Annotated in this window: 17 protein-coding genes; 11 read left to right on the forward strand and 6 right to left on the reverse strand. The window is 61.1% G+C overall.

Going from position 1 to position 22,453, the window contains the following annotated elements; translation table 11 throughout:
• Position 1 precedes the first annotated feature (1 nt).
• Together C4J92_RS05725 and metR are read right to left on the reverse strand one after the other, a co-directional pair.
• Complete coding sequence (locus C4J92_RS05725; protein ID WP_124403224.1) at positions 2-3,856, reverse strand: dermonecrotic toxin domain-containing protein; 3,855 nt, start codon at positions 3,854-3,856, stop codon at positions 2-4.
• A 972-nt stretch (positions 3,857-4,828) separates the two neighbouring features.
• Positions 4,829-5,746 (reverse strand): transcriptional regulator MetR, encoded by a 918-nt coding sequence (metR, locus tag C4J92_RS05730; RefSeq protein WP_124361487.1) that lies wholly within the window; start codon positions 5,744-5,746, stop codon positions 4,829-4,831.
• Positions 5,747-5,928: 182 nt separating this feature from the next.
• Here metR and C4J92_RS05735 point away from each other — a divergent pair, with 182 nt between their 5' ends.
• The 5 genes from C4J92_RS05735 (at position 5,929) to C4J92_RS05755 (ending at position 9,571) form a co-directional block, all read left to right on the forward strand.
• Positions 5,929-6,948, forward strand: a complete 1,020-nt coding sequence (locus C4J92_RS05735; protein WP_124361488.1) for an alpha/beta fold hydrolase — start codon at positions 5,929-5,931, stop codon at positions 6,946-6,948.
• Positions 6,949-7,004: 56 nt separating this feature from the next.
• Positions 7,005-7,658, forward strand: a complete 654-nt coding sequence (locus C4J92_RS05740; RefSeq protein WP_124403225.1) for a DsbA family oxidoreductase — start codon at positions 7,005-7,007, stop codon at positions 7,656-7,658.
• A gap of 214 nt (positions 7,659-7,872) precedes the next feature.
• Positions 7,873-8,793, forward strand: a complete 921-nt coding sequence (locus C4J92_RS05745) for an arginase (protein WP_124403226.1) — start codon at positions 7,873-7,875, stop codon at positions 8,791-8,793.
• Complete coding sequence (locus C4J92_RS05750; protein WP_124403227.1) at positions 8,790-9,170, forward strand: EamA family transporter; 381 nt, start codon at positions 8,790-8,792, stop codon at positions 9,168-9,170. Before C4J92_RS05745 ends, C4J92_RS05750 begins: the two co-directional genes overlap by 4 nt.
• Entirely contained in the window at positions 9,167-9,571 is a 405-nt protein-coding gene (locus C4J92_RS05755) for an EamA family transporter (protein WP_124403228.1), read from the forward strand. The genes C4J92_RS05750 and C4J92_RS05755 overlap by 4 nt, the downstream gene beginning before the upstream one ends.
• 172 nt (positions 9,572-9,743) lie before the next feature.
• Here C4J92_RS05755 and C4J92_RS05760 read toward each other — a convergent pair whose 3' ends face one another.
• A complete protein-coding gene (locus C4J92_RS05760; protein WP_124403229.1) occupies positions 9,744-10,499 on the reverse strand; it encodes a MipA/OmpV family protein in 756 nt (251 codons plus the stop codon).
• A gap of 231 nt (positions 10,500-10,730) precedes the next feature.
• Between C4J92_RS05760 and C4J92_RS05765 the strand changes: the two genes are divergently transcribed.
• The 6 genes from C4J92_RS05765 to C4J92_RS05790 all read left to right on the forward strand — a co-directional run bounded on the left by C4J92_RS05765 (position 10,731) and on the right by C4J92_RS05790 (position 18,093).
• A complete protein-coding gene (locus tag C4J92_RS05765) occupies positions 10,731-11,429 on the forward strand; it encodes an MtnX-like HAD-IB family phosphatase (RefSeq protein ID WP_124403230.1) in 699 nt (232 codons plus the stop codon).
• Positions 11,422-12,816 (forward strand): aspartate aminotransferase family protein, encoded by a 1,395-nt coding sequence (locus tag C4J92_RS05770; protein ID WP_124403231.1) that lies wholly within the window; start codon positions 11,422-11,424, stop codon positions 12,814-12,816. Before C4J92_RS05765 ends, C4J92_RS05770 begins: the two co-directional genes overlap by 8 nt.
• Positions 12,813-13,724, forward strand: a complete 912-nt coding sequence (locus C4J92_RS05775) for a carboxylesterase (protein ID WP_124403232.1) — start codon at positions 12,813-12,815, stop codon at positions 13,722-13,724. Before C4J92_RS05770 ends, C4J92_RS05775 begins: the two co-directional genes overlap by 4 nt.
• A 79-nt stretch (positions 13,725-13,803) precedes the next feature.
• Entirely contained in the window at positions 13,804-14,928 is a 1,125-nt protein-coding gene (locus C4J92_RS05780) for a GNAT family N-acetyltransferase (RefSeq protein WP_124403233.1), read from the forward strand.
• Complete coding sequence (locus tag C4J92_RS05785; RefSeq protein ID WP_124361498.1) at positions 14,928-16,706, forward strand: HAMP domain-containing sensor histidine kinase; 1,779 nt, start codon at positions 14,928-14,930, stop codon at positions 16,704-16,706. The genes C4J92_RS05780 and C4J92_RS05785 overlap by 1 nt, the downstream gene beginning before the upstream one ends.
• Positions 16,696-18,093, forward strand: a complete 1,398-nt coding sequence (locus C4J92_RS05790; protein WP_124403234.1) for a sigma-54 dependent transcriptional regulator — start codon at positions 16,696-16,698, stop codon at positions 18,091-18,093. The genes C4J92_RS05785 and C4J92_RS05790 overlap by 11 nt, the downstream gene beginning before the upstream one ends.
• Positions 18,094-18,759: 666 nt before the next feature.
• Here the strand turns inward: C4J92_RS05790 and C4J92_RS05795 are convergent.
• From C4J92_RS05795 to C4J92_RS05805, 3 genes are read right to left on the reverse strand one after another with little or no spacing between them, the layout of a single operon-like run.
• Positions 18,760-19,098 carry a GlpM family protein gene (locus C4J92_RS05795; RefSeq protein ID WP_124403235.1) on the reverse strand — a complete coding sequence of 113 codons (339 nt, stop codon included), beginning with the start codon at positions 19,096-19,098 and terminating at the stop codon, positions 18,760-18,762.
• Positions 19,098-20,435 carry a sigma-54 dependent transcriptional regulator gene (locus C4J92_RS05800; protein WP_124403236.1) on the reverse strand — a complete coding sequence of 446 codons (1,338 nt, stop codon included), beginning with the start codon at positions 20,433-20,435 and terminating at the stop codon, positions 19,098-19,100. The genes C4J92_RS05795 and C4J92_RS05800 overlap by 1 nt, the downstream gene beginning before the upstream one ends.
• A complete protein-coding gene (locus tag C4J92_RS05805; RefSeq protein ID WP_124403237.1) occupies positions 20,432-22,333 on the reverse strand; it encodes a sensor histidine kinase in 1,902 nt (633 codons plus the stop codon). Before C4J92_RS05805 ends, C4J92_RS05800 begins: the two co-directional genes overlap by 4 nt.
• Positions 22,334-22,453 lie beyond the last annotated feature (120 nt).

Consider the following 22,453-nt stretch of genomic DNA (forward strand, 5'->3'; position numbering starts at 1 on the left):
ATTACATTCCCCAGGCGACCGACCTCGTATCGTGATAATCAAAGATACCCCGGAGTACGAAGACATCTTTGCCATCCTCTTTTGCGGTGCGCTCAATGGCCACCCGCCATCGACCACGGCCCGCGCCTGCCTCTATCTGGGGTAAATCAGTATAGGTGTAGTTGCCGATTTTTTTGCGGCTCACACGACCTGCCTGAATGTCCTGAGTGATCTGCTCGAGTTTGTTTCTCGCACTCTCTGATAGCAGCGGGCTTTGCGCTTCTAACAACTCGTCCTGCTTCACGATGTTGACCGCGGGGTCTCGGGCCGTTGGGGGAGCCGGGGAAGGTGTCGGTGCAGGGGATGGTTTTTCAATTTTTTTGGTGGGTACACGGGGGGCGTCAAATTCTAAAGACGCTGAAAACCGAGGGAGGTTCTTTTCAAAATCCGTGACGGCGACACTGTCGATCATTCTTACGCCAGACTCACCGCTCTTATATGTACCGCGTGACATGGCGACATAGGGAATACCGGATTTTTTAAAGTCCTCGGCGTAGGAGACCACGCCAAGTTCTTTGAGCTTTTCCTTGAATTTTATTGTTCTGAACAGGGTTAAGGATTTTTGTACTTCAGGGTTCGACAAAAGCGATTCCAGCGCCTCTTCGAGCGTAATTTTATTATCGGTAGCTATTCGGGTAAGCGTTTGTTGGCGTCCTTTTTCGTTTAGAAACGCCTTGAGCGAATCCAATGACCAAGTTGAAAGTTTATAATTTTCATCAAATTTATCCAGGCTCTTCATCTGCTTGGGTGTGATCGCATACCCTACAAACTGTGCGTTTGTGTCGGGGTCCTGAATTTTAATGGAGGCTCGGATTTCTTTTGAAAAGTTATCGTTTTTGCCAATTAGTCTTTTTATTTTTTTAAACAATTTATCTTTGTCCAACGGGAGCAGGGGAGGGACCAGGTTCGAGGTTGATCTGTTTATATGGACGTAGATGTCCGCCTCCGAATGCAGCCTCAACAATGCGTCACGTAATTCATTTTTGGCGCGTGGGCTTAAATTCCGCTGCCCCGAGATCCTGCGACGAAAGGTGGCTTCGTCGATATTACCCATCTGCTGTCGTGCGTTCGCCAGCAGCGCTCGCTTCTGTGGCTCCGTCATTTCTTTAATGAGGGGTTCGAAATACCTTAACTGCTCATCTGTCGAGTAGATACCAAGCGCCGCGATCAGGTCGGCATCGACTTGCTGTTCAGGCGTGAGCCCGCGCAGCATGCCCATCACCGTGCCGCCGCCCGCTGTCGTGCGTTCGAAACGTGGCTTCCAGCTTTTTGCGTCGCCCGGCACCGCCATAAAGCTCGCGCTGTTTCCTGCCGGGTCTTTTACATAGCGCGCACCGTCTTCGACAAAGGACTGAAACAGGTGATAACGCCCGCCTTCATCCCTCATCGCGATCAGTTGGTTATTGTGTTTGTCAAAAAAACACGGGGCGTTGCCCGATGTGCGCCACAGCGTGTAGTGGTTCGCCTGGGCAAATTCTTCCACGTCAAAGAATGCGTCGATCGGTTGGGGCAACCGATACGCGGCAACATCGACCCAGGCCGGCTCCAACGGCCGGATCGAAGCCTTTGTTACCGCGATGCGTGCCCTGTGGTGGGTGCCGATTTTTCGGACCAGCCCCGGCATACGGCGGCCCAGTTGTCTGGCCAGGCCTAGTCCTTTCTCTATGCCCCTGCGCACAAACGTCTGTGCGGCCTTGCCGGGCACCAGGCCGATAAAAAGATCGGCCACTTCAATGCCGAACATAAAGGCGTTTACGGTGGACTCGCGGGAAATCTGCGCATTGCTGCGTGAACGGAAAGCGGCATGCGCGAGTTGAAACCCAAACTGCACCAGATACAAATACGCGTGAAAATTGCCGGTTATCGTTGTTAAGGCATAGCGGTGCACGCCGCGTGTGTCGCTAAAGATCCGTGAGCGCTCGTGCGCATCGTTAGTGGCCATGCGCGCGCTGAAGTAGGCTCGCCATTGCGGTTTTGCCTTCAGCGCGTCCAGCTCTTTCAGGCCGTTGGCCAGTTCCCTGAACGGCGCTTCATCCGGGGCATCCGGTGTATACAGCACGCAGACGCCGCCAGGCGTGGTGCCTTTTCGCTGAATGATCAACACGCCGTTGATCACTTGCCCCCCTCGGCCTTCATCCAGTGCGCCGCCCATCACCAACAGGTTCACGTCGATCTCGAACGCGCTGACCCGGGGGCGTTCTGTGGAATCGGGGTACTCGACCACCGCCTTTATCCAGTCAAGCCCGCTCCCGGGCGTCTTGAATATAAACAGCTTGTAAACATCGGGATTCAACCGGCTCTCCAGGGCGTCCTTGTGCATTTTCGCCGCGTTGGCGCGCTGCCAGGCGGTGGCGAAGCTGTTGCCTTCGCTGCCCTGCGCAAAGGTTGACCTCAGGTACTCGGCGTATTTTCCTCCAATATCGGCTTCCTGGGCGAGCGCGCGTAAATCCGAATCGCCAAGCGTGCCCTTGGTGTTGCCGTCGGTATCGACAAGGGTGGCGGTGGCGCTGATGGTTCTGTGGAAGTCATGGGCGGACCATGGGTCGACATTGCGCTGGGCGTAACTGCCCAGTGTGCGCAGGTCTATGACGACCTGGCTCTTCCAGGTGCCATGGGTCAGTGTCTGGCCTTCCAGAAACCGTGGGATGTTTATTTTTTCATCGGCGGTGATGTAAACGACCGAGGTGTTCTCGTCGCGATAACCCATCAACTCCACCGGCAGGGAGGCGGATATACGCAGATGAACCAGGCTTTTATACGGGGCAATATCCACGTCGGCATAGGCCGGTTTCTGTTTTTTCAGGACCTTGTCTGTGTGTTCGAGTGAAAACGCTTCCAGTGTCTGAACCTTTTCAAGAAAAGGCATGAGCGCCGCATTGCTGTCACTCATCGCCTGTTCCAGTTGCCTGTAGCGGGCCTGGTCGTGCACGTCGGCGGTTTTCAGCCACTCGGGTTCGCGCACCTCTATCAGGCGCAGATTACGTGTGGCAAAGGCATCGGTGATATCCAGATACTGGGTGATGTCCGCCGCCGCCAGATCGAGTTCGCCGGCCACCGGCAATGCCTCCTTGCGCAGGGCTTCGCGCACAGCAAAATATTGTCGAATTCGCACTGAGCGAACACAGTGCGCCACGATATCGGCCTCTATCGTTGGCGGGCTTGCGGCCAGCACGGGCAAACCGGGCAGCCCTGCGCGGGCCGTTTTCGACAGGCTTGCGAGCAGGCGCTTGCCGGCCGGGCCGCCTTCGCGTATGCGCGCCGCCACGGCCTGATTCAAACGGTCCAGGCTTTCATATTCCTCAAACGCCTCGCCCGGGCTGTACAGCATCACGCTGCCCGTAGGCGGAGCCTTGCCCGTGGCATTGAGGATGAATGCCGCGGCGAACTCGCTGCCGTCCTCCAGCATCAGCCGGTATACCGCGGGCCTGTTGTCGATGGCGAAGGCCTTTTCCCGCGCCGCCGCAGTGGGGTACTTGAGCACATTGTCGGCCAGTGTCCGCCCGGCCGACGACAACGTGCCATCCACCGTGCGCAGCGCCAGTTGCTGGGCCAGCACCTGGCGACGCAAGGCAATCAGTTGTTCCTCCGGGTCGGGTTGGTCGTCCTCGGCGGTATCCCAGAACGCGTTCAGACTTTGGATGACGGCGATTTCCGTCGAGCCGGCCAACTGCGCCGCCGTGCCGTTTGAAGACAGGTGCTTGTCCGCGTCCAGTGTGTTGGGTTCCCGGTAGAAGGCACCGCTCTGTTGGGTCAGATAGGTGCCGCCGTCTGGCGTGCGCAACCGGGTGAGCAACGACCCCAACGGCTCGCTGGACAAGAGTTGCCGTTGCCCCTCCTGGTCCTCCCGGTAACGGCTGTAAAAGATCTGGTTGGGTTGATGGGCCGGGGCGAATGGGGAAATGCTTCAGTCAATTTATGCTGATACACCCTGCCCAGGCTTGGCTGTGCCTGTATCAGGTCGTTGGTTTGGACGTTGAGTTTGGCGAGCTCGCCGATGAGGTGCTCCTGCTGGTCCTCGGTCGAAGACGCCGGGGGGACCACAGGCCACGTCACAGGCTGAAAAGTGACGAGAGGCGTGTATTTGGCCTGGATCGGTTGTGGATCGTCACCCTGTCGGGCTGGGGAAGAAGGCAATGAGGTGTGCATGCGCGAACCCTTACTAAAGGGCGCAAGTTGAGCAAGGTGCTGTGCGCCCGGATGAATGTAAGGGGCGAGTGTAGGCGCGGCACCAAGGGGCCCAGCGGTGCATGTGTCTCGGACAGCCGAGCACTATGCAAGGTTGGTCTCAGGTAACGCATAGGTATCCACGATGCGAAGCGAGCCGCTCTTGATCTTGCTCTTGATCTAGGCGCCCCGTTAAACCACGCTGGCCGGAATCCGATAGTGATTTGGGGGGTAAACCGGCAGGGATGCCGGTTTAGCCGCCCCGCGCCATGGATGGCGCGTGGCGGCGGCCCCCCAAATCACTGTCGGATTACGGGCACACCGAGCCTAAGCGAGGTGCCGAGTGGTGGGGCAAGAGCGTTTTGCTTACTTTTGCGCTTTTCAAAAGTGAGACGCCGTAAGGGCGGAACCCTAAGCCGCCGTTACCGCAGCAACGGATATGTACTCGCCCAGATCCGACATCCTGGTCGGCTGTCAGGCCGCCATCGGGAGCAAGTCGAATCGTCGCACCGCCCCTCCCACATTTAGGTCGCGGGGTATCAGCTAGAGAGGCTTCGGCTCCTGAGCCGCCACAGGTTCAGGGCCGTGCCAAAGTTGGCAGGTAACGGAGAGCCTGTCGCGGGCCTCAGCGCACCGCACTCACGCCATCGAGCGTCGAAAATGACGTGTCCTTGGCCGTCAGCAAGAAGTCACGCATGTACGGCGCGTCGAGCATGTCCGCGCGGATGCCCGCATACAGCGTGGCGAACAAACCTTTCTCGCCCAGCCGCTTGGCCTTCACATAACCGCGTGAGCTGTACTCGTGCAGCGCCCAATGGGGCATGCCGCACACGCCACGGCCGCTGGCCACCAGTTGCATCATCATCACCGTGAGTTCCGAGGTGCGCACCTGGGCGGGTTCCACGTCGGCCGGCTCCAGGAAGCGGGTGAAGATGTCCAGGCGATCACGCTCCACCGGGTAGGTGATCAGGGTTTCCGTCAGCAGGTCCTGCGGCACGATGTAGGATTTATTCGCCAGCGGGTGCTGGTTGGCCACGGCGAGCATGGCTTCGTAGGTGAACAGCGGCACATAAGTGATGCCCGGCAGCTCCAGCGGGTCGGACGTCACCACCAGGTCGAGGTCGCCACGGGCCAGGGCCGGCAGCGGCGCGAAGGCAAAGCCCGAGGCCAGGTCGAGCTCGACTTCGGGCCAGGCATCGCGGAACTGGTCGATGGTCGGCATCAGCCACTGGAAGCAGCTGTGGCATTCGATGGCCATGTGCAGGCGCCCGGCGGTGCCGCCGGCCAGGCGTGCGATGTCGCGCTCGGCGCCGCGCAGCAGGGGCAGGGTGGCGTCCGCCAATTGCAGCAGGCGCAGGCCGGCGCTGGTGAAACGCACCGGTTTGGTCTTGCGCACGAACAGCGGCATGCCCAGGCGCTCTTCGAGTTCCTTGAACTGGTGCGACAGCGCGGACTGGGTCAGGTGCAGGCGCTCGGCCGCCTCCACCAGGCTGTCGGCTTCGCGCAGGGCGTGCAGGGTCTTAAGGTGACGGATCTCGAGCACGGGCTCTCCATGAAGACAATTTGTGACGAAGCGGAATGGCGTGAGTTTGTCTCATGTTGCAGCGCATGTCGACCAGGACCGCCTAGCACTCTTCATCAAACTGTCATCGAACTGTGGCAGCGCGCTTGAACAAACTTCATCAGACTCGCGCTCTACTGGGGTTCTGCATTTCGGTGTTTTTCATGCGCGTGTTGCTTTTACTGGCCGCTCTGTTGTTCGGCCTGCCGTCTTTTGCGGCTTCTCGATGTGACGTCAATGTCCCGACCCAAACGGTCGACCTGGCTCAGGTAAGCATCGCCTACCAGAGTATCGGGCGTGCGTCCGACCCTGCCTTGCTGTTGGTGATGGGCCTGGGCGGGCAGTTGATCCACTGGCCTGACGAAGTGGTCGTCGCCCTGTGCCAGCAAGGTTTTCGGGTAATCCGCTACGACAACCGCGATGTTGGCCTGTCCACCTGGCGCCAGGCACCGGCCAGCGCCAACCTGACTTTCGAGGTGCTGCGCTACAAGCTCGGCCTGCCGGTGGCGGCGCCCTACACGCTGACCGACATGGCCGACGATGCCTTGGGTTTGATGGATGCGTTGCAGGTCCGGCAATTTCACGTGCTGGGGGCGAGCATGGGCGGCATGATCGCCCAGCACCTGGCGGCGATGGCGCCGCAGCGGGTGGAAAGCCTGACCCTGATCATGACCAGCTCCGGCGCCGAAGGCCTGCCGGCCCCGAATGCGGCACTGGTGCAGTTGCTGTCGCGGCGCAGCGCGCCTAATCGTGAGGTGGCGTTGGAACAGCAGGCGGATTTGCTTGCGGCACTGGGCAGCCCGAATGTGCAGGATGATCGCCAGGCATTGCTGCATCAGGCGGCGCTGTCCTATGACCGTGCGTTCAACCCCGAAGGCGTGAAGCGCCAGATCATGGCGATCCTCGCCGAGCCGAGCCGCGTGCCGTTGCTCAACCAGCTGCGGGTGCCGACCCTGGTAGTCCACGGCACCGCCGACCCGTTGCTGCCGGTGATGCACGGCGTTCATCTGGCCGCGCATATCCAGGGCAGCCAGTTGAAATTGATTCCAGGCCTAGCCCACCGTTTCCAGGAGGCGTTCAAGGCGCCGTTGCTGGCGGCAGTGCTGCCTTACCTGCAAGCCCATCGCGAAGATACTGCGCACTGGGCGCAGATCGACCTGGGCGAGCCTTCGAAGCTGCTGTGAAGGTGGTGTATCGTGTCGCTTTTGCGGCGCATTAATGCCAGCGAGGTGGCCTGCCCATGAGTACTCCCCTGAAAATCGATTTCATCAGCGACGTGTCTTGCCCCTGGTGCATCATCGGCCTGCGCGGCTTGACCGTAGCCCTTGATGAGCTTGGCGCCGAGGTGCAGGCCGAGATTCATTTCCAGCCGTTCGAATTGAACCCGAACATGCCCGCCGACGGGCAAAACATCGTGGAACATATCACTGAGAAATACGGCTCCAGCGCCGAAGAGTCCCAGGCCAACCGCGAGCGCATTCGCGACATGGGCGCCGCGTTGGGCTTTGCCTTTCGCACCGATGGCCAGAGCCGCATCTACAACACCTTCGATGCGCACCGCCTGTTGCATTGGGCCGGGTTGGAAGGTTTGCAATACAACCTCAAGGAGGCGCTGTTCAAAGCCTATTTCACCGACGGCCAAGACCCCTCCGACCACGCGACCCTGGCGATCATCGCCGAAAGCGTCGGCCTGGACCTCAAGCGCGCCGCCGAGATTCTCGCCAGCGACGAATACGCAGCAGAGGTGCGTGAGCAGGAGAAGCTGTGGATCACCCGTGGCGTGACCTCGGTGCCGACCATCGTGTTCAACGACCAGTATGCCGTCAGTGGTGGCCAGCCGGCAGAAGCCTTTGTTGGGGCGATTCGCCAGATCATTAGTGAGTCCAAAAACTAAAGCCAGACACCGATCAAAATGTGGGAGGGGGCTTGCCCGCGATGACGGTGTGTCAGTCACCAATAGTTGGCTGACACACTGCTATCGGGGGCAAGCCCCCTCCCACATTGGTTTTGTGTAGGTCTCGATATACCCCTGGCCCATCCCTTGCATTGACCCCCTAAAGCCCACCCGGTCTGCGGTTGGGCGCTGCCATTAGGGATGAAACACTGCCTTGAATATTCTTGACCTCGACCACAGCCTCACCGGTCAGGCGCCGATTGCCCAGCGGTTGGCCAGCGGCCGGGCCACGCGCCTGGATCTGCTGGACCTGGGCCCGAAACTGCGCCTGTGGTCCACCGAAAAAACCTGGAAACGTTTCGTCGAACGCCTGGCCCAGCGGCCACGGCCCAGGGATGCGCGCCCGGAAATCCTGTTCGTCGGCTCTGGCGACTATCACCACCTCACGCCGGCGTTTCTCGCCGACCTGAAAGAACCCATCAGCCTGATCCACTTCGACAACCACCCCGACTGGGTGCGCTTTGCGCCCAAGCGCCACTGTGGTTCGTGGGTCAACCGCGCGCTGAAGATGCCGGCGATCAAACGCATCGTCACCCTGGGCCCTTGCAGCGACGACCTGCATAACCCGCAGTTGCGCGGCGGTAACCTCGGCGCCCTCAAGCGCGGGCAGTTGCAGCTGTTCCCCTGGCAGCACCCGCCCTCGAAAGTCTGGGGCCGGGTTGGCGATGGCGCCGGGCACCGACAGCAGGAAAATCACCTGCACTGGCGCAACCTGGCGGAGCTGGACTGGGCCACGTTCCTGGACCAGATGATCGCCAGCCTGCCCACCGACGCGGTCTGGATCACCCTCGACAAAGACGTGCTCGCCAGTGAAGACGCCGCCACCAACTGGGACCAGGGCGGCATGCGCCTGAGCCACTTGCTCCAGGCCCTGCGGGCGTTGGCCGCGCATAAACGCATCATTGGCATCGACGTGTGCGGCGAGTTCGCGGCGCCTGCCTTCAGCAACGCGTTCAAGCGCTGGGAAGCCAAATCCGACCAGCCCCCGCCCGAGCGTTGGAGCGCGCAGGATTTGCAGCGCAATGCCGCGACCAATGCGGCGCTGATCGATCTGTTCGAGGAGTTGTTCCCGTGAGCCTGACCGTCATAATGTTGCTGGCGCTTTCCATCGTGCTCGATGTGATCGGCCAGTTGTGTTTCAAGCTCGGTGTGGACCGTTTGCCGCAACTCGATGGCGGTTTCCGTCTGCGCGCGTTCTGGGGCCAGGTGCTCAATGCGCCGCTGCTCTGGGCCGGCATCGGGGCCTATGTCATCGAGTTTTTCGTCTGGCTCGAAGCCTTGTCCCGTGCGCCGTTGAGCCTGCTGTTTCCGCTGGCGGCGTTGGCGTATTGCCTGGTGGTGCTGGCGGGCCGTTGGGTGCTCAAGGAGACCGTCAGCCGCCGCCGTTGGCTGGGCACGCTGGTGATTACGGTTGGGGTGATGTTGGTGGCGATTGCGGGGGGCCAGGCATGAGTACGCAAACCGTCGACACGGGCTGGCTGCATGGGCGGCTTGGCACGCTGGTGCTGTGGGCGCTGTTGATCGCCACTGAAAGTGCCGGGCAGTTGTTTACCAAGGTGGCCGGTGATCAATTGGGGCAGATGGATTTCACCTGGCAATGGCTGGCGGATGTCGCGCGCAACCCGGGGATTCTGGCGGCGATTGCCAGTTATATCAGCGCGTTTTTCGTGTGGATGCTGATCCTGCGGCGCAGCAGTCTGTCGTTGGCCTTTCCGTTGAGTTCGCTGGTGTTCGTGGCGGTGTTGCTGGGGTCTTGGCTGGGGTTGGGAGAGCACATCAGCCCGCTGCATTGGGTGGGAGTTGCGGTGATTATTGCAGGCATCGCCCTGTTGGCCGAGGGCGAAGAAAACTGAAACACGGCCCCCTGTGGGAGGGGGCTTGCCCTAATGCCTGTCAGTTAGGGCTTTTTGTAGGAGCGAGCTTGCTCGCGAAGAACGTCAACGATAACGCAGCGAATCTGGTTTAACGCGGCGTTCTCAGGTTTTTCGCGAGCAAGCTCGCTCCTACAGTAAACCCCTCCCACATTTAATCGAATGTGTAGCTGATCGCCGTCTGCACCTGGCCCTGGTTCACCTCGCCGGCTTGCCTGACGATGCTGCTGTTGGCCGCCGAGCCGACCAGGTGCACCCAACTCGCACTGGTCAGCAATGACCAGTTGCGCGCCAGGGGGAACTGGAAGCTCTGGCTCAAGGTGACGTTCTGGAAACCGCCACTGGCGTTATAGGCCTTGAACCCCGTGGCGGCCGCCTCGTTATCGTCCACCCCGAAAAATGTCTGGTTCTGGCGCGCGTCGGCAAAGTGCGCCACCAGGCCGCTGCTGCCGATGATTCCACCGCCCAACGGGTAACCGAGTTCACCGCCGACCTTGCCCAGCACCCCGCTCTGGGAATGACCACCGCCCACGGCCTGGCCCAGCTGCGCGTAGACCCGCCAGAAATCGGCCGGCGCGTACTGGACGAAACCGCCGACCTCGGCCATGTCCGACACATTGCGCAGGCCTTGCAGCGCGCCGTTGGAGGTACGGCCTGACAGGTAATTGATGTACGGGCCGGCGGTGAGGCCGTGGGCGTTCAATGCGCTCCAGCTCAAGCCGTCATCGGTGCTCAGGCTGACGTCACCCCAGTCCAGGTCCAGGTAGGGCACGGGGCGGGTTTCGTAGCGGCTGCCGGTCGGGTCGTGGGGTTGGTAGCTGACGCCTGCGCCGACGTCTCCGGTGATGCCGCCGGCATGGGCGCTGAGGCTCAGCAGTCCGGCGAGCGCAGCGCATGTGATCCTTAACATGGTCACAGTTCCTGATGAGTGAACAGGCGCGCATGAACGCGCAAACCCTGGCGCCTGCGCAAGCACTCATCTTGTTTGTAGCAAGCTACAAAAATTGTAGCTTCCAGCGCACCTGTCGCCCGGAATATCCGGCAAAGCCCCAGCCCCGCTGGGCTTTGGCCAATTGGCACGCTCCCTGCTCTACCGGTAATGCAAGCGCATACAGCGCGCCTCTTTCCAAAGGTAGACGCAATGATCCAATGGCATATCGTGTGTGACTTCGACGGGACCATCACCCCCACCGATGTCATCGACAACGTCCTCCAACGCTTCGCCGGCCCCGAATGGGAAACCATCGAACAGGAATGGCTGGACGGGCATATCGGTTCACGCGAATGCCTGAGCCGCCAACTGGCGCTGATCAAGGCGACCCCGAGCGAATTGCTGGCCTATTTCGACAGTGTCGAGATCGACCCGGACTTCCCGGATTTCGTCGATCACGTCATGGGTCTGGGCGCGACCATCGAAGTGGTCAGCGACGGCATCGAGCAAGGCATCGCGCGCATTCTGTCGCGCAACTACGTGACCTTGCTGCCGATCCTCGCCAACCGCCTGCGCCAGGTCGACCAGAACAGCTGGCGCATCGACTTCCCGTATGCCAGCGACGCCTGCCGCGCCGCTTCCGGCAACTGCAAATGCAAATCCACGCCGCGCAACAAGCGCGTGCTGGTGATCGGCGACGGCAAGTCCGATATGTGCGTGGCTTCCACCGCCGACTTCGTGTTCGCCAAGGGCAGCCTCGCCGAGTATTGCATCGCCCACCAGATTCCCCATGCGCGCTTCGACACCTTTGCCGAAGTGCCTGCATTGCTGGCGCAACTGCCACAAGGCATCGCCGCCAACGCCACCTCCTTTACTGCCGACACTCAGGAAATTTTCCATCATGTCTGATATCCGTATCGCTACCGCCGAAGACCAGATCCTTCTGGATAAAGAAGCCAAGTACTGCTCCTACGGCGACACTGTGCATTACATCGAGCCGCCGCGTATTTTCAGCCGTTGCGAAGGTTCCTATGTGTGGGACACCGAAGACCAGGCCTACCTCGACCTGCAGATGTGGTACTCGGCTGTCAACTTTGGCTACGCCAACCCGCGCCTGAACAACGCATTGAAGCAACAGATCGACACCCTGCCGCAGATTGCCAGCCAGTACCTGCACAAGGGCAAGATCGAGCTGTCGGAAATGATCGCGGTGGACGCCAAGAACAAGTTCGGCCTCGACGGTCGCGTGCACTTCAACGTCGGTGGTTCGCAGTCGATTGAAGACTCGTTGAAAGTGGTGCGTAACGCGTCCAACGGCAAGAGCCTGATGTTCGCCTTCGAAGGCGGCTACCACGGGCGCACCCTCGGCGCCTCGTCGATCACCTCCAGCTTCCGCTACCGTCGCCGCTATGGCCACTTTGGCGAGCGCGCCAACTTCATCCCGTTCCCTTATCACTTCCGTGGCCCGAAGGGCATGACCAAGGAAGAGTACGGCAGCCACTGTGTGCAGCAATTTGCGCGGTTGTTCGAGACTGAATACAACGGCGTCTGGGACCCGAAAACCAACCAGTGCGAATACGCGGCGTTCTACGTCGAGCCGATCCAGGGCACCGGCGGCTACGTGATCCCGCCGATGAACTTCTATCGCGAGCTCAAGCACGTACTGGACCAGCACGGCATCCTGATGGTGTCCGATGAAATCCAGATGGGTTTCTACCGCACCGGCAAACTGTGGTCGATCGAGCACTTCGACGTGCAGCCGGACGTGATCGTGTTCGGCAAGGCGCTGACCAACGGCCTCAACCCGCTGGGCGGCATCTGGGCCCGTGAAGAGTTGATCAACCCGAAAATCTTCCCGCCAGGTTCGACCCACTCCACCTTCGCTTCCAACCCATTGGGCACGGCGGTCGGCCTGGAAATGTTCAAGATGACCAGCGAAGTCGACTACGGCGCGATGGTCATGGCCAAGGGCAAATATTTCCTTGAAGGCCTGCAGGACTTGCAGAAACGTTTTCCGATCATCGGCGACGTCGACGGCCTGGGCCTGGCGCTGCGCTGCGAAATCTGCGGCCCGGACGGTTTTACCCCAGACAAGGCGACCCTGGACTACATGGTCGAGGAGGGCATGAAAGGCGACATGCTGGTGGATGGCCAGAAGCTCGGCCTGATCCTCGACGTGGGCGGCTACTACAAGAACGTGATCACCCTGGCGCCGTCCCTGGAAATCAGCTACCCGGAAATCGACCTGGGCCTGAAGCTGCTCGAGCAACTGCTGGTGCGAGCGACCACACGGTGAGTGTCGGCGAGATCGACCTCGGTGAAGGTGATGCCGGCTTCGTTCTCGGTGCTGGTCCGGTCGGGATCCTGTTGATTCACGGCCTGACCGGCACCCCGACGGAATTGCGCCAGGTCGCCAGGGGGCTGGTCAAGGCGGGCAACTGCACGGTGTATGTGCCCACCCTGGCCGGGCACTGCGGTGATAACAGCGACCTGCAGGCCACCGGCTGGCGGGACTGGTACGAAGGGGTGCGCAAGACTTTCGCACAGATCGAGCGGCGTCACGCGCAAGTGTTCGTCGGCGGCTTGTCCATGGGCGCGGTGATGTCGATGTATGTGGCCGCCGAACACCCGGGACGGGTCGCCGGGCTGCTGATGTATTCCACCACCTTGAAGTACGACGGCTGGAGCATCAACAAACTGGCGTTTCTGACGCCGTTGCTGATGAAGATTCCGTTCGGCGTGCACCTGTGCAGCTTCGAAGAAAAGCCGCCCTACGGCATCAAGAATGAACGCCTGCGGGCCGTCGTCGAGCGGCAGATGAAGCAAGGCGAAAGCAGCGAGGCGGGGTTGCTGACCATGGAAGGTATCACCGTGCGCGAGTTGCACCGCCTGAACGCCGTGGTCAGGAAACGCATGCCCGAGGTCAAGGTACCGACGCTGGTGCTGCACTCCCTCGAGGACGACATCACCAGCCGCTGGAACGCCGATTACGTGGAGCGCCACCTCGGTGGCCCGGTGACCAAGATCCTGCTGGATAACTGCTACCACATGATCACCGTCGACCTGCAATACCGCCGGGTGATCGAGTTGAGCGCCGCGTTTGTCGAGCAGCACATTCGGTCCGTCGAACCTGAGCTGTTGTGGCGAGGGAGCTTGCTCCCGCTGGGCAGCGAAGCTGCCCTGAAACCGGCGGTCTCTTTTTAGCTGAAAGAACTCACTGCTGTTGAGGGGGCTGCTTCGCAGCCCAGCGGGAGCAAGCTCCCTCGCCACAAAGGGATCAGATGTGATAACCACCCAAGCCTACCCGTCTATCCGGGCCATCCAGCGCGATGCCTGGAATGACTGTTTTCCCGGTGCCCTGGAGGACTGGGACTATTACCTCGCGGTGGAAAACGCCGAGATCGATGACTTTCAGTGGCGTTACCTGGCGGTTTACGAAGAGGGGACGCTGGCGGCAGTGGCTGTTGCGTTCATCACCCATTATCGTCTCGACACGACACTGTCGGGCGCCGGCAAGCGCATGACCGAACGTGTGGCGCGACTGTGGCCGGGTCTGTTGCAACTGGGGTTGTATGCCCTCGGTTCGCCGGTGGCCGAGCGCTGCGACGTCGGTTTTGCCAGTGGCGTGGCGGATGCGCGGCGCCCGCAGTTGCTCAAGCACTTGCTGGAGGTCGCGCGCCGGGATGCGGATGACTTTGGCATCGGCCTGCTGGCAGTCAAGGACGCACCGAGCAACGACCCGCATTGGGCCGAAAGTTGCCGTGCGGCTGGCTTTCAAAGCATGCCGAGCCTGCCCACGGGCGTGTTGCCGCTGCCCTACGGCTCAGTGGACGCTTACCTTGGCTCGCTGGGTAAATCCACCCGCAAAGACCTGCGCCGCAAACTGCGCGCACCGGGGCCGCGGGTGGAGTGGCGGCACAACATCGATGATGTGCTGCCCGAGGTCATGCGCCTCTATGAAGCCACGCTGAAGCGCGCGGACTTGCAGTTCGAACGCCTGCCCGCCGGTTACTTCACGGGGATTCTCGAACAGCTGCAAGCGCGTGCGGTGTGTGTTCTTTACTGGGTGGACGAGCACCTGGTGGCGTTCAACCTGATCCTGCTCGACGAGCATCGGCTGATCGATAAGTTTTTCGGGCATGACATCGCGTTCAGCCGTGAGTACAACCTGTACTTCCGTAGCTGGCTGACCAATGTCGACTACTGTATTCAACACAATATTGCGGTGTACGAGTGCGGCCAGGCCGGGTATGCCAGTAAACTGCGCCTGGGCTGCCAGTTCCAGGGCAACAGCCTGTTCTTCCGCCACCGCAATCGGTGGGTCAACGGCGTGCTCAAGTTAGTCAAAATGTTGTTCCGACCGGATCGTTCCGACCCTGCCATGGCTGCTGCGATAAGCGAAACCTGATGATCACCAAGACCCGCCAGAAAGCCCGCCCCTTTGCCATTTCGCGCTGGAGCGTCCAGCGCAAGCTGGTGCTGGCCTTCTGGCTGGTCAGCGTCATTCCGACCATGATCGCGGCGGAATTGGCCGCCACCACGTTGTCGCAGATTTTCGACAGCAACGTGCGTATCTGGCTGCAGGAGTCGACCAAGATCGTCAAGGACGAGATCGGCGACATCCTTCACGACAACGCGCGCATGGCCAAGCTGTTCCTGCGCTACACCAGCCCACCCTCATCGCGGCAGGCCGAACGGCATGACCGGCTCACCGCCGACATCGCCGATGCCACCGACATTGATGTGGTGGCGCTGATTCGTAGCAGTGATCACAAGGTGGTGTTCAGCACCGCCGCCGACGACATCGTCAAGCAGATCAACCTGACCAGCAACACGGTGTTGCAGACCGTACAGGTGGCCGGCGTCAGCACGGGCCTGGTGGTATCGACCTTCGAGACCAACCGCGATGGCGTCGATTATCTGTTGCTGGTAGCCACCTACCTGGACAGCAGCTTCCTTACCAGCGTGGCCGATGTGCATTCCCTCGACCTGCGCCTGTACCTGGCCAATGCCACGGGGTTTTCCGAGATATTTTCCACCCAGCGCTTCGAAAACCACCCGGCGCGCATCCCGAAGAATGTCGAAGCCGAGCTGCGCAGCACCCGGCAACCGAGCGAGCAGTTCACCAACCAGTACAGCGGTTTGTACTGGCCGATATTCAACGATGCCGGCGAGCTGCAAGGCGTCATCTTCAGCGGCCTGCTGCGCCACACGAGCCTGGTGGGGCTGGTGAACCAGAGCAACTTGTTCGTGCTGATTTTCCTGGTCAGCTCGGCGCTGTCACTGGCGGCAGGGGTGTGGGTGTCGCGGCGCCTGACCCAGCCCCTGCGGGACTTGTCCCAAGGCGTGAATGCGGTGATCTCCGGCAACTACGCGCACCGGGTAGAGGTCAGTGGCGGCGACGAGCTGGCGCAACTGAGCAGCACCTTCAACCACATGACTGAACGCCTGGGCGAATTGCATCACCTGGAGGCCCAACTGCGCCGGCGTGATCGTCTGCATGCCCTGGGTGAAGTCGCCATGGGCCTGGCCCATGAAATCCGCAACCCGTTAGGGATCATCAAGACGGCCACTCAACTGTTGCACCGACGCGCCGACCTTCCGGACGCCGACAAACGCCACTTGGAGTACGTGATCAGCGAGGTCAGCCGGATCAACGACCTGATCACCGAATTCCTCGACTTCGCCAAGCCCAATCCGCCGATCCGCGTACAGCAACCGGCACGCCCGTTGGTGGAAGACATCCTCGGCTTCTGTGGCCCGGAGTTGAGTACTCACAATATCGATGCACAGATTGACGACCAGGCGCCCGACGCCACGCTCTACGCGGATGCCAAGCAGCTCAAGCAGGCCTGTCTGAACCTGATTCTCAACGCCATCGACGCGATGCCTGAAGGCGGGCGCCTCACCCTGGGTATCCGCAGCGTGGGTGACACTACCGTGATCAGCATCGCCGATACCGGCCAGGGCATTCCGGCGGATATGGTCGAGCGCATTTTCACGCCGTTCGTCACCACCAAGGCCTCGGGCACGGGGCTGGGCCTGGCCAAAGTCTATTCGATCATGGAGAGCCACGACGCCAGCATCGAGTGCGTCAGTGAGAAAGATGCCGGCGCCACCTTCAACCTGTACATTCCGGCTAACGGTGAAGACGACGGTGAGGATGAGAACGGGCATGACGCATAACGTATTGGTGGTCGACGACGAGCCCAAGCTCTGTGACCTGTTGTCATCCGCCCTGAGCCAGAACGGCATCCAGGTGTTTACCGCCGGTAATGGCCTGCACGCGCTCAAGGTACTGGAGCAGGAGGACATCGACCTGGTCATCAGCGACTGGCGCATGCCGGGCATGGACGGGCCGGCATTGCTGGCCGAGATCAAGCAGCGTTATCCGCAGTTGCCGGTGATCGTGATGACGGCCTACAGCACGGTGAAAAATGCCGTGCAGTCGATGCGCAATGGTGCCTACGACTACATTGCCAAGCCGTTCGATATCGACGAGCTGGACATTACGGTGGCCAAGGCCCTGCAGTTTCGCGACATCATGCGCGATAACGCGCGCTTGCGTGCCGAGCTGGATGAACACGCACAGTTCGACAGCCTGGTCGGTGACAGTCCGGCGTTTCGTAAAGTACTGCAGGCGGTGGACTCGGTGCGCGACAGCAGCGCAACCATCCTGCTGACCGGCGAAAGCGGCACTGGCAAGGAAATGGTTGCCCGCGCGATCCACAAGCATGGCAGCCGTGCCGACCAACCGTTCGTGGCGGTCAATTGCGCGGCGATTCCTGAGGGGCTGCTGGAAAGCGAGATGTTCGGTCATCGCAAAGGCGCTTTCACCGGCGCCGTGGCCGACCGGGTAGGGCGCTTCATGCAGGCCGACAAGGGCACGCTGTTCCTCGATGAAGTCGGTGATATGCCGCTGGCCTTGCAGGCCAAGATTTTGCGCGCCTTGCAGGAACGGGTCATCGAACCGGTGGGTGATCCCCGCGAGCGCAAGGTGGACGTGCGGGTGATTGCCGCGACCAACAAGAACCTGCTGGACGCGGTGGCCAACAAGGAATTTCGCGAAGATCTGTATTACCGGCTGAATGTCTTCCCGATTCCTTTGCCGGCCCTGCGCGAGCGCGTGGAAGACATCGCACCCCTGGCCCGGCACTTCGCCCGCACCCTCAGCGCGACCGCCGGCAAACGCATCACCGGGTTCAGCCCGGAAGCCTTGCAGGCCATGGCGGCGTACCACTGGCCGGGCAATATCCGTGAGCTGCAAAACTGCGTGGAACGAGCGACCATCGTAGCGGCTTCGCCGATGATCGAGGATATCGATTTGCCGGGGTATTTGTTTGCTTCGAAACCGAGCGAGGGCGGGGTGACTGCGATCCTCAGCGACGGGCCGGGTGTGCCACAGGATCTGGATGCGGCGCTGGCGGAAGTGGAGAAAGCCTACATTCTGGCGGCCTTGCAGGAGAGCAATGGCGTGCAGGCCGCGGCGGCAGCGAAGATCGGTATCTCGGAGCGCAGCTTCTGGTATCGCCTGAAGAAGCTGGGCATCCAAGTCGACAAAATAGTCCGCTGACACACTGTGATCAAATGTGGGAGGGGGCTTGCTCCCGATAGCTGTATGTCAGCCACAGATGTATTGACTGACCCAACGCCATCGGGGGCAAGCCCCCTCCCACATTTGGACTGTGGTGTGTCAGGAGTAGACGCGTACCGCTTGACGCAGAGGCTATTCAAATCGACAAACAGGCCGCTGACACACTGTGGTTAAAACTGTGGGAGGGGGCTTGCTCCCGATAGCGGTATGTCACCCATGAATTTATTGACTGACCCACCGCCATCGGGGGCAAGCCCCCTCCCACATTTGGACTGTGGTGTGTCGGGAGTGGACGCGTACCGCTTGACGCAGAGGCTATCCAAATCGACAAACAGGCCGCTGACACACTGTGATCAAAATGTGGGAGGGGGCTTGCTCCCGATAGCGGTGTGACAGCCACAGATGTATTGACTGACCCACCGCCATCGGGGGCAAGCCCCTCCCACATTTGGACTGTGGTGTGTCGGGAGTGGACGCGTACCGCTTGACGCAGAGGCTATCCAAATCGACAAACAGGCCGCTGACACACTGTGATCAAAATGTGGGAGGGGGCTTGCTCCCGATAGCGGTGTGTCAGCCACAGATGTATTGACTGACCCAACGCCATCGGGGCAAGCCCCCTCCCACAGTTTTGACCGCGTTGGGTCAGGTGTGGAGGCGTACCCACACGCTTACCAGGACGGTTGCCGCCATCAACCAGGCCACTGCGGCCACGGCGAGCGATGCCTCCAACCGCATCCGATCCACCATCACATACAACGTCGCCAAGTACACAAAGTACGGAATGATCGACCATATCCCAAACACAATGGTGGTCTTCAGATCCTCGACCGAGCGGCCCTTGCCGACGATGTAGTGGGCAATCAGCGCGAAGGTCGGAAACAGCGGCACCAAGCCTGCGATGTAATAGTTTTTGGTCTTGGCCAGTGCGGCCAATATAAGCACCACCGCCGCGCCGAGGGCGGCTTTCAAGAATAGATCCATCAGTGACTCAACCCGTATTTTTTGACCTTGTCGAACAGCGTGGTCTTGGCCATCCCCAGTTCCTGGCTGGCCTGGGTCAGGTTGCCGCCGCTGCGTTGCAGGGCGTCAACGAGCAGGTTGCGTTCGAAGGCTTCCACCGCCTCGGTAAAGGCCAGGCCGTGGGTGCTGCCGCCCGTGCCGCTTTTCTTGAACGCGGGCAGGCCCAGGGCGAAGCGTTCGGCGACGTTGCGCAGTTCGCGCACGTTGCCCGGCCAGTCGTGGCTCATCAGGCTCGACAGGGTCTGGTTGTCCAGCTCCGGGGCGATGCGATCGAAGCGCAGTGAGGACTGCTGCAGGAAGTGTTCGAACAACTGCAGGATATCTTCACGGCGCTCGCGCAGTGGCGGCAGTTCCAGGGTGACCACATTGAGACGGTAGTACAGGTCGCTGCGGAACTGGCTGGCGCGGCTCAGTTCATCAAGGTCGGACTTGGTGGCGGCGATTACCCGGCAATCCACGGCCACGCTCTGGTTCGAACCCAGGCGTTCAAGGGTGCGTTCCTGCAGGACCCGCAGCAGTTTGATCTGCAGGTTGATCGGCATGCTTTCCACTTCATCGAGAAACAGCGTGCCTTCATGGGCGTGCTCGATCTTGCCGATGCGGCGCTTGCCGGCGCCGGTAAACGCGTTGGCTTCGTGGCCGAAAATCTCGCTTTCGAACAGGTTTTCCGGCAGCCCACCGCAGTTCAGGGCGACGAACTGGTGGGCGTGGCGCCGGCTGAAGTCATGCAGGCAGCGCGCGACCAGCTCCTTGCCGGTGCCGGTTTCGCCTTCGATCAGCACGTTGGCCGACGTGTCGGCAACGTTGGCGATCAGTTCGCGCAGGTTTTGCATCGCCGGCGAGCGCCCGATGATGCGGCCCTCCAACGAATCGCGCTCGGCCAGTTGGCGCCGCAGCGACCAGACTTCCCGCGCCAGCCCACGCTGTTCTAGGGCACGACGGGCGACGTCTACCAGGCGTTCGGGGGAGAAGGGTTTTTCCATGAAATCGTAGGCGCCGTTGCGCATGGCGCCGACCGCCATGGAGATGTCGCCATGCCCGGTGATCAGCACCACCGGCAGGCTTTTATCCAGCGCCTTGAGGCGGGTGAGCAAGGCCAGGCCATCGATACCCGGCAGGCGAATATCGCTGATGACAATGCCGGCGAAATTCTCGCCGATATGGGTCAGCGCTTCTTCGGCACTGCCCACGCCAACGCTGGGGATGTCTTCCAGCGCCAATGCCTGCTGGCAACCCAGCAGTACGTGGGGGTCATCTTCGACGATCAGGACGGTGAGGTCTTGGGGTTCAATATTCATGTCGACTCAACTTTTTCAGCGCCCGCCAGCGGCAGGTTCAGGACAAACGCGGTACCACCAGCGGCCGGATGTTCCACGGCCAGGCTGCCGCCGGTGGCCGCCGCAAGGCTCGCGGAGAGGGTCAGGCCCAGGCCCAGCCCTTGCTCGCCGGGCTTGGTGGTGAAGAAGGGCTCGAACAGGTGTTTGCGTGCCTCGGGGTCGATGCCGTGGCCATTGTCGCGCACCCGCAGGCGATATTTGCCCTCGGCGCTCTGGCCTTCCAGCCACAACTGCGGCGCCGGTTGCGCCTGCATCGCATCGAGGGCGTTGCCGATCAGGTTGACCAGGATCTGCTCCAGGCGCGTCTGATCGATCTGCAACTGGGCATGGGTGAAGTCACGGTGCACGGCCAGGGGCAGGTTGTCCAGGCGCGCGCCGAGCACCTGGAACGCGGCGTCCACCGCCTTGGCCAGGTTCGCTTCGCCCTGGTCGTCACCGCGCCGGGCGAACGAGCGCAGGCTGGCGGTGATGCGACCCATGCGATCGATCAGTTCGTTGATGGTCTTGAGGTTGGCGCTGGCGGTGTCCAGGGCCCCACGTTCGAGGAAGCGCACGGTGTTGCCGGACAGGGTGCGCAGCGCGGCCAGGGGTTGGTTCAATTCGTGGGCGATGCTGGTGGACATCTGGCCGATCGCTGCGAGTTTGCCGGCCTGCACCAGTTCATCCTGGGCACGGCGCAAAGTCTCTTCGGCCTGGCGCCGTTCGCGGATCTGGCCTTTGAGGCGTTCATTGCTGGCACGCAGGTCGGCGGTGCGTTCGGCAATCCGTCGTTCCAGCTGGCTGTTGGCTTCCTGCAAGGCCTCCCGTGCGGCGAGGCGAGTGGCGATGACTTTGCGCCGCTCGTTCCAGGCAATCAGCAAAAACGCGACCAAGCCAAACGCGACGGCGACCAGGATGCCCTGGTTGATCGCGGCGCGGCGTAGTTCATTCAGCGGGGTGAGCAGGGTGAAGTTCCACGGTGTGTCATTCAGTGGCCGGGTTTGCGCCAGGTAACTGACTTCTTGCTTATCGTTGACCACTTCGCTGTTGGCCGGGAAGGTCAGCTTTTCGCTGCCTTCGTTCAGCCGCTCGCGGGCCAGGGGCTCCAGGGCGTCCAGTGTCGACCAGTAATATTGCAGGCTGTTAGCCAGCCGGTCCCTGGTGTCTTCGCTCAGGGGACGCACGGCCTTGAGGCGGCGGGCCGGGTCACTGGACAGGATGATGATGCCGTTTTCGTCGCTGACAAAAGCTTCGAGACGCGCGCGTTGCCAGCGCTCTTCAAGCGCTTCCAGGCGGACCTTGACCACGGCGACGCCAATGATCTTGCCATGCTCTTCCAGGCCGTGGGCCAGGTAGTAGCCGGGTTCGCCGTTGGTGCTGCCGATGCCGTAGAAACGACCGGGCTGGCCGCGCACGGCGTTCTGGAAATAGGCGCGAAAGGACAGGTCTTCACCCTGGTAACTGTCGGCATCGCGCCAGTTACTGGTGGCCAGCACTCGGCCGGTGGTATCCATCACGTAGATGGCGCGGCTGCGGCTGCGGCGGTTCAAGCCTTCGAGGTAATCGTTGACGGTCTTGCGGGTTTCCTGGTTGGGGTCAGCCAGGAGCAGGGAAACGCTGGATTCCAGCTCAAGGAGGCTGGGCAGGTAGGTGTATTTGCTCAGTTCGCTTTCGACGGTGCGAGCGTGCAACTCCAACTGGCGTTCGCCGTTGTCGCTGAGGGTGCGGATGCCATAGTACTCACTGACGCAGAAGCCGATATAACCCAAGCCGATCATCAGGGCGATGATCAACGGCGGCAGGAACAGTTGACGTATCAGGCGAGGCTTCACGGCAAGTGATGGCGGCGCAGCGCGATAGGGGGTGGGGTCGCATTTCATCACAGATGCCTTGGGTCAGCTACCGCCCTCCGGCCAACTGTAGGAGCGAGCTTGCTCGCGAAAAACGTCAACGATGACGCGTGCATCCTGGATGTCCGCGGTGCTCTTGGGTTCTTCGCG

The sequence above is a fragment of the Pseudomonas sp. R3-18-08 genome (genome assembly GCF_003852065.1).
Lineage (GTDB): Bacteria > Pseudomonadota > Gammaproteobacteria > Pseudomonadales > Pseudomonadaceae > Aquipseudomonas.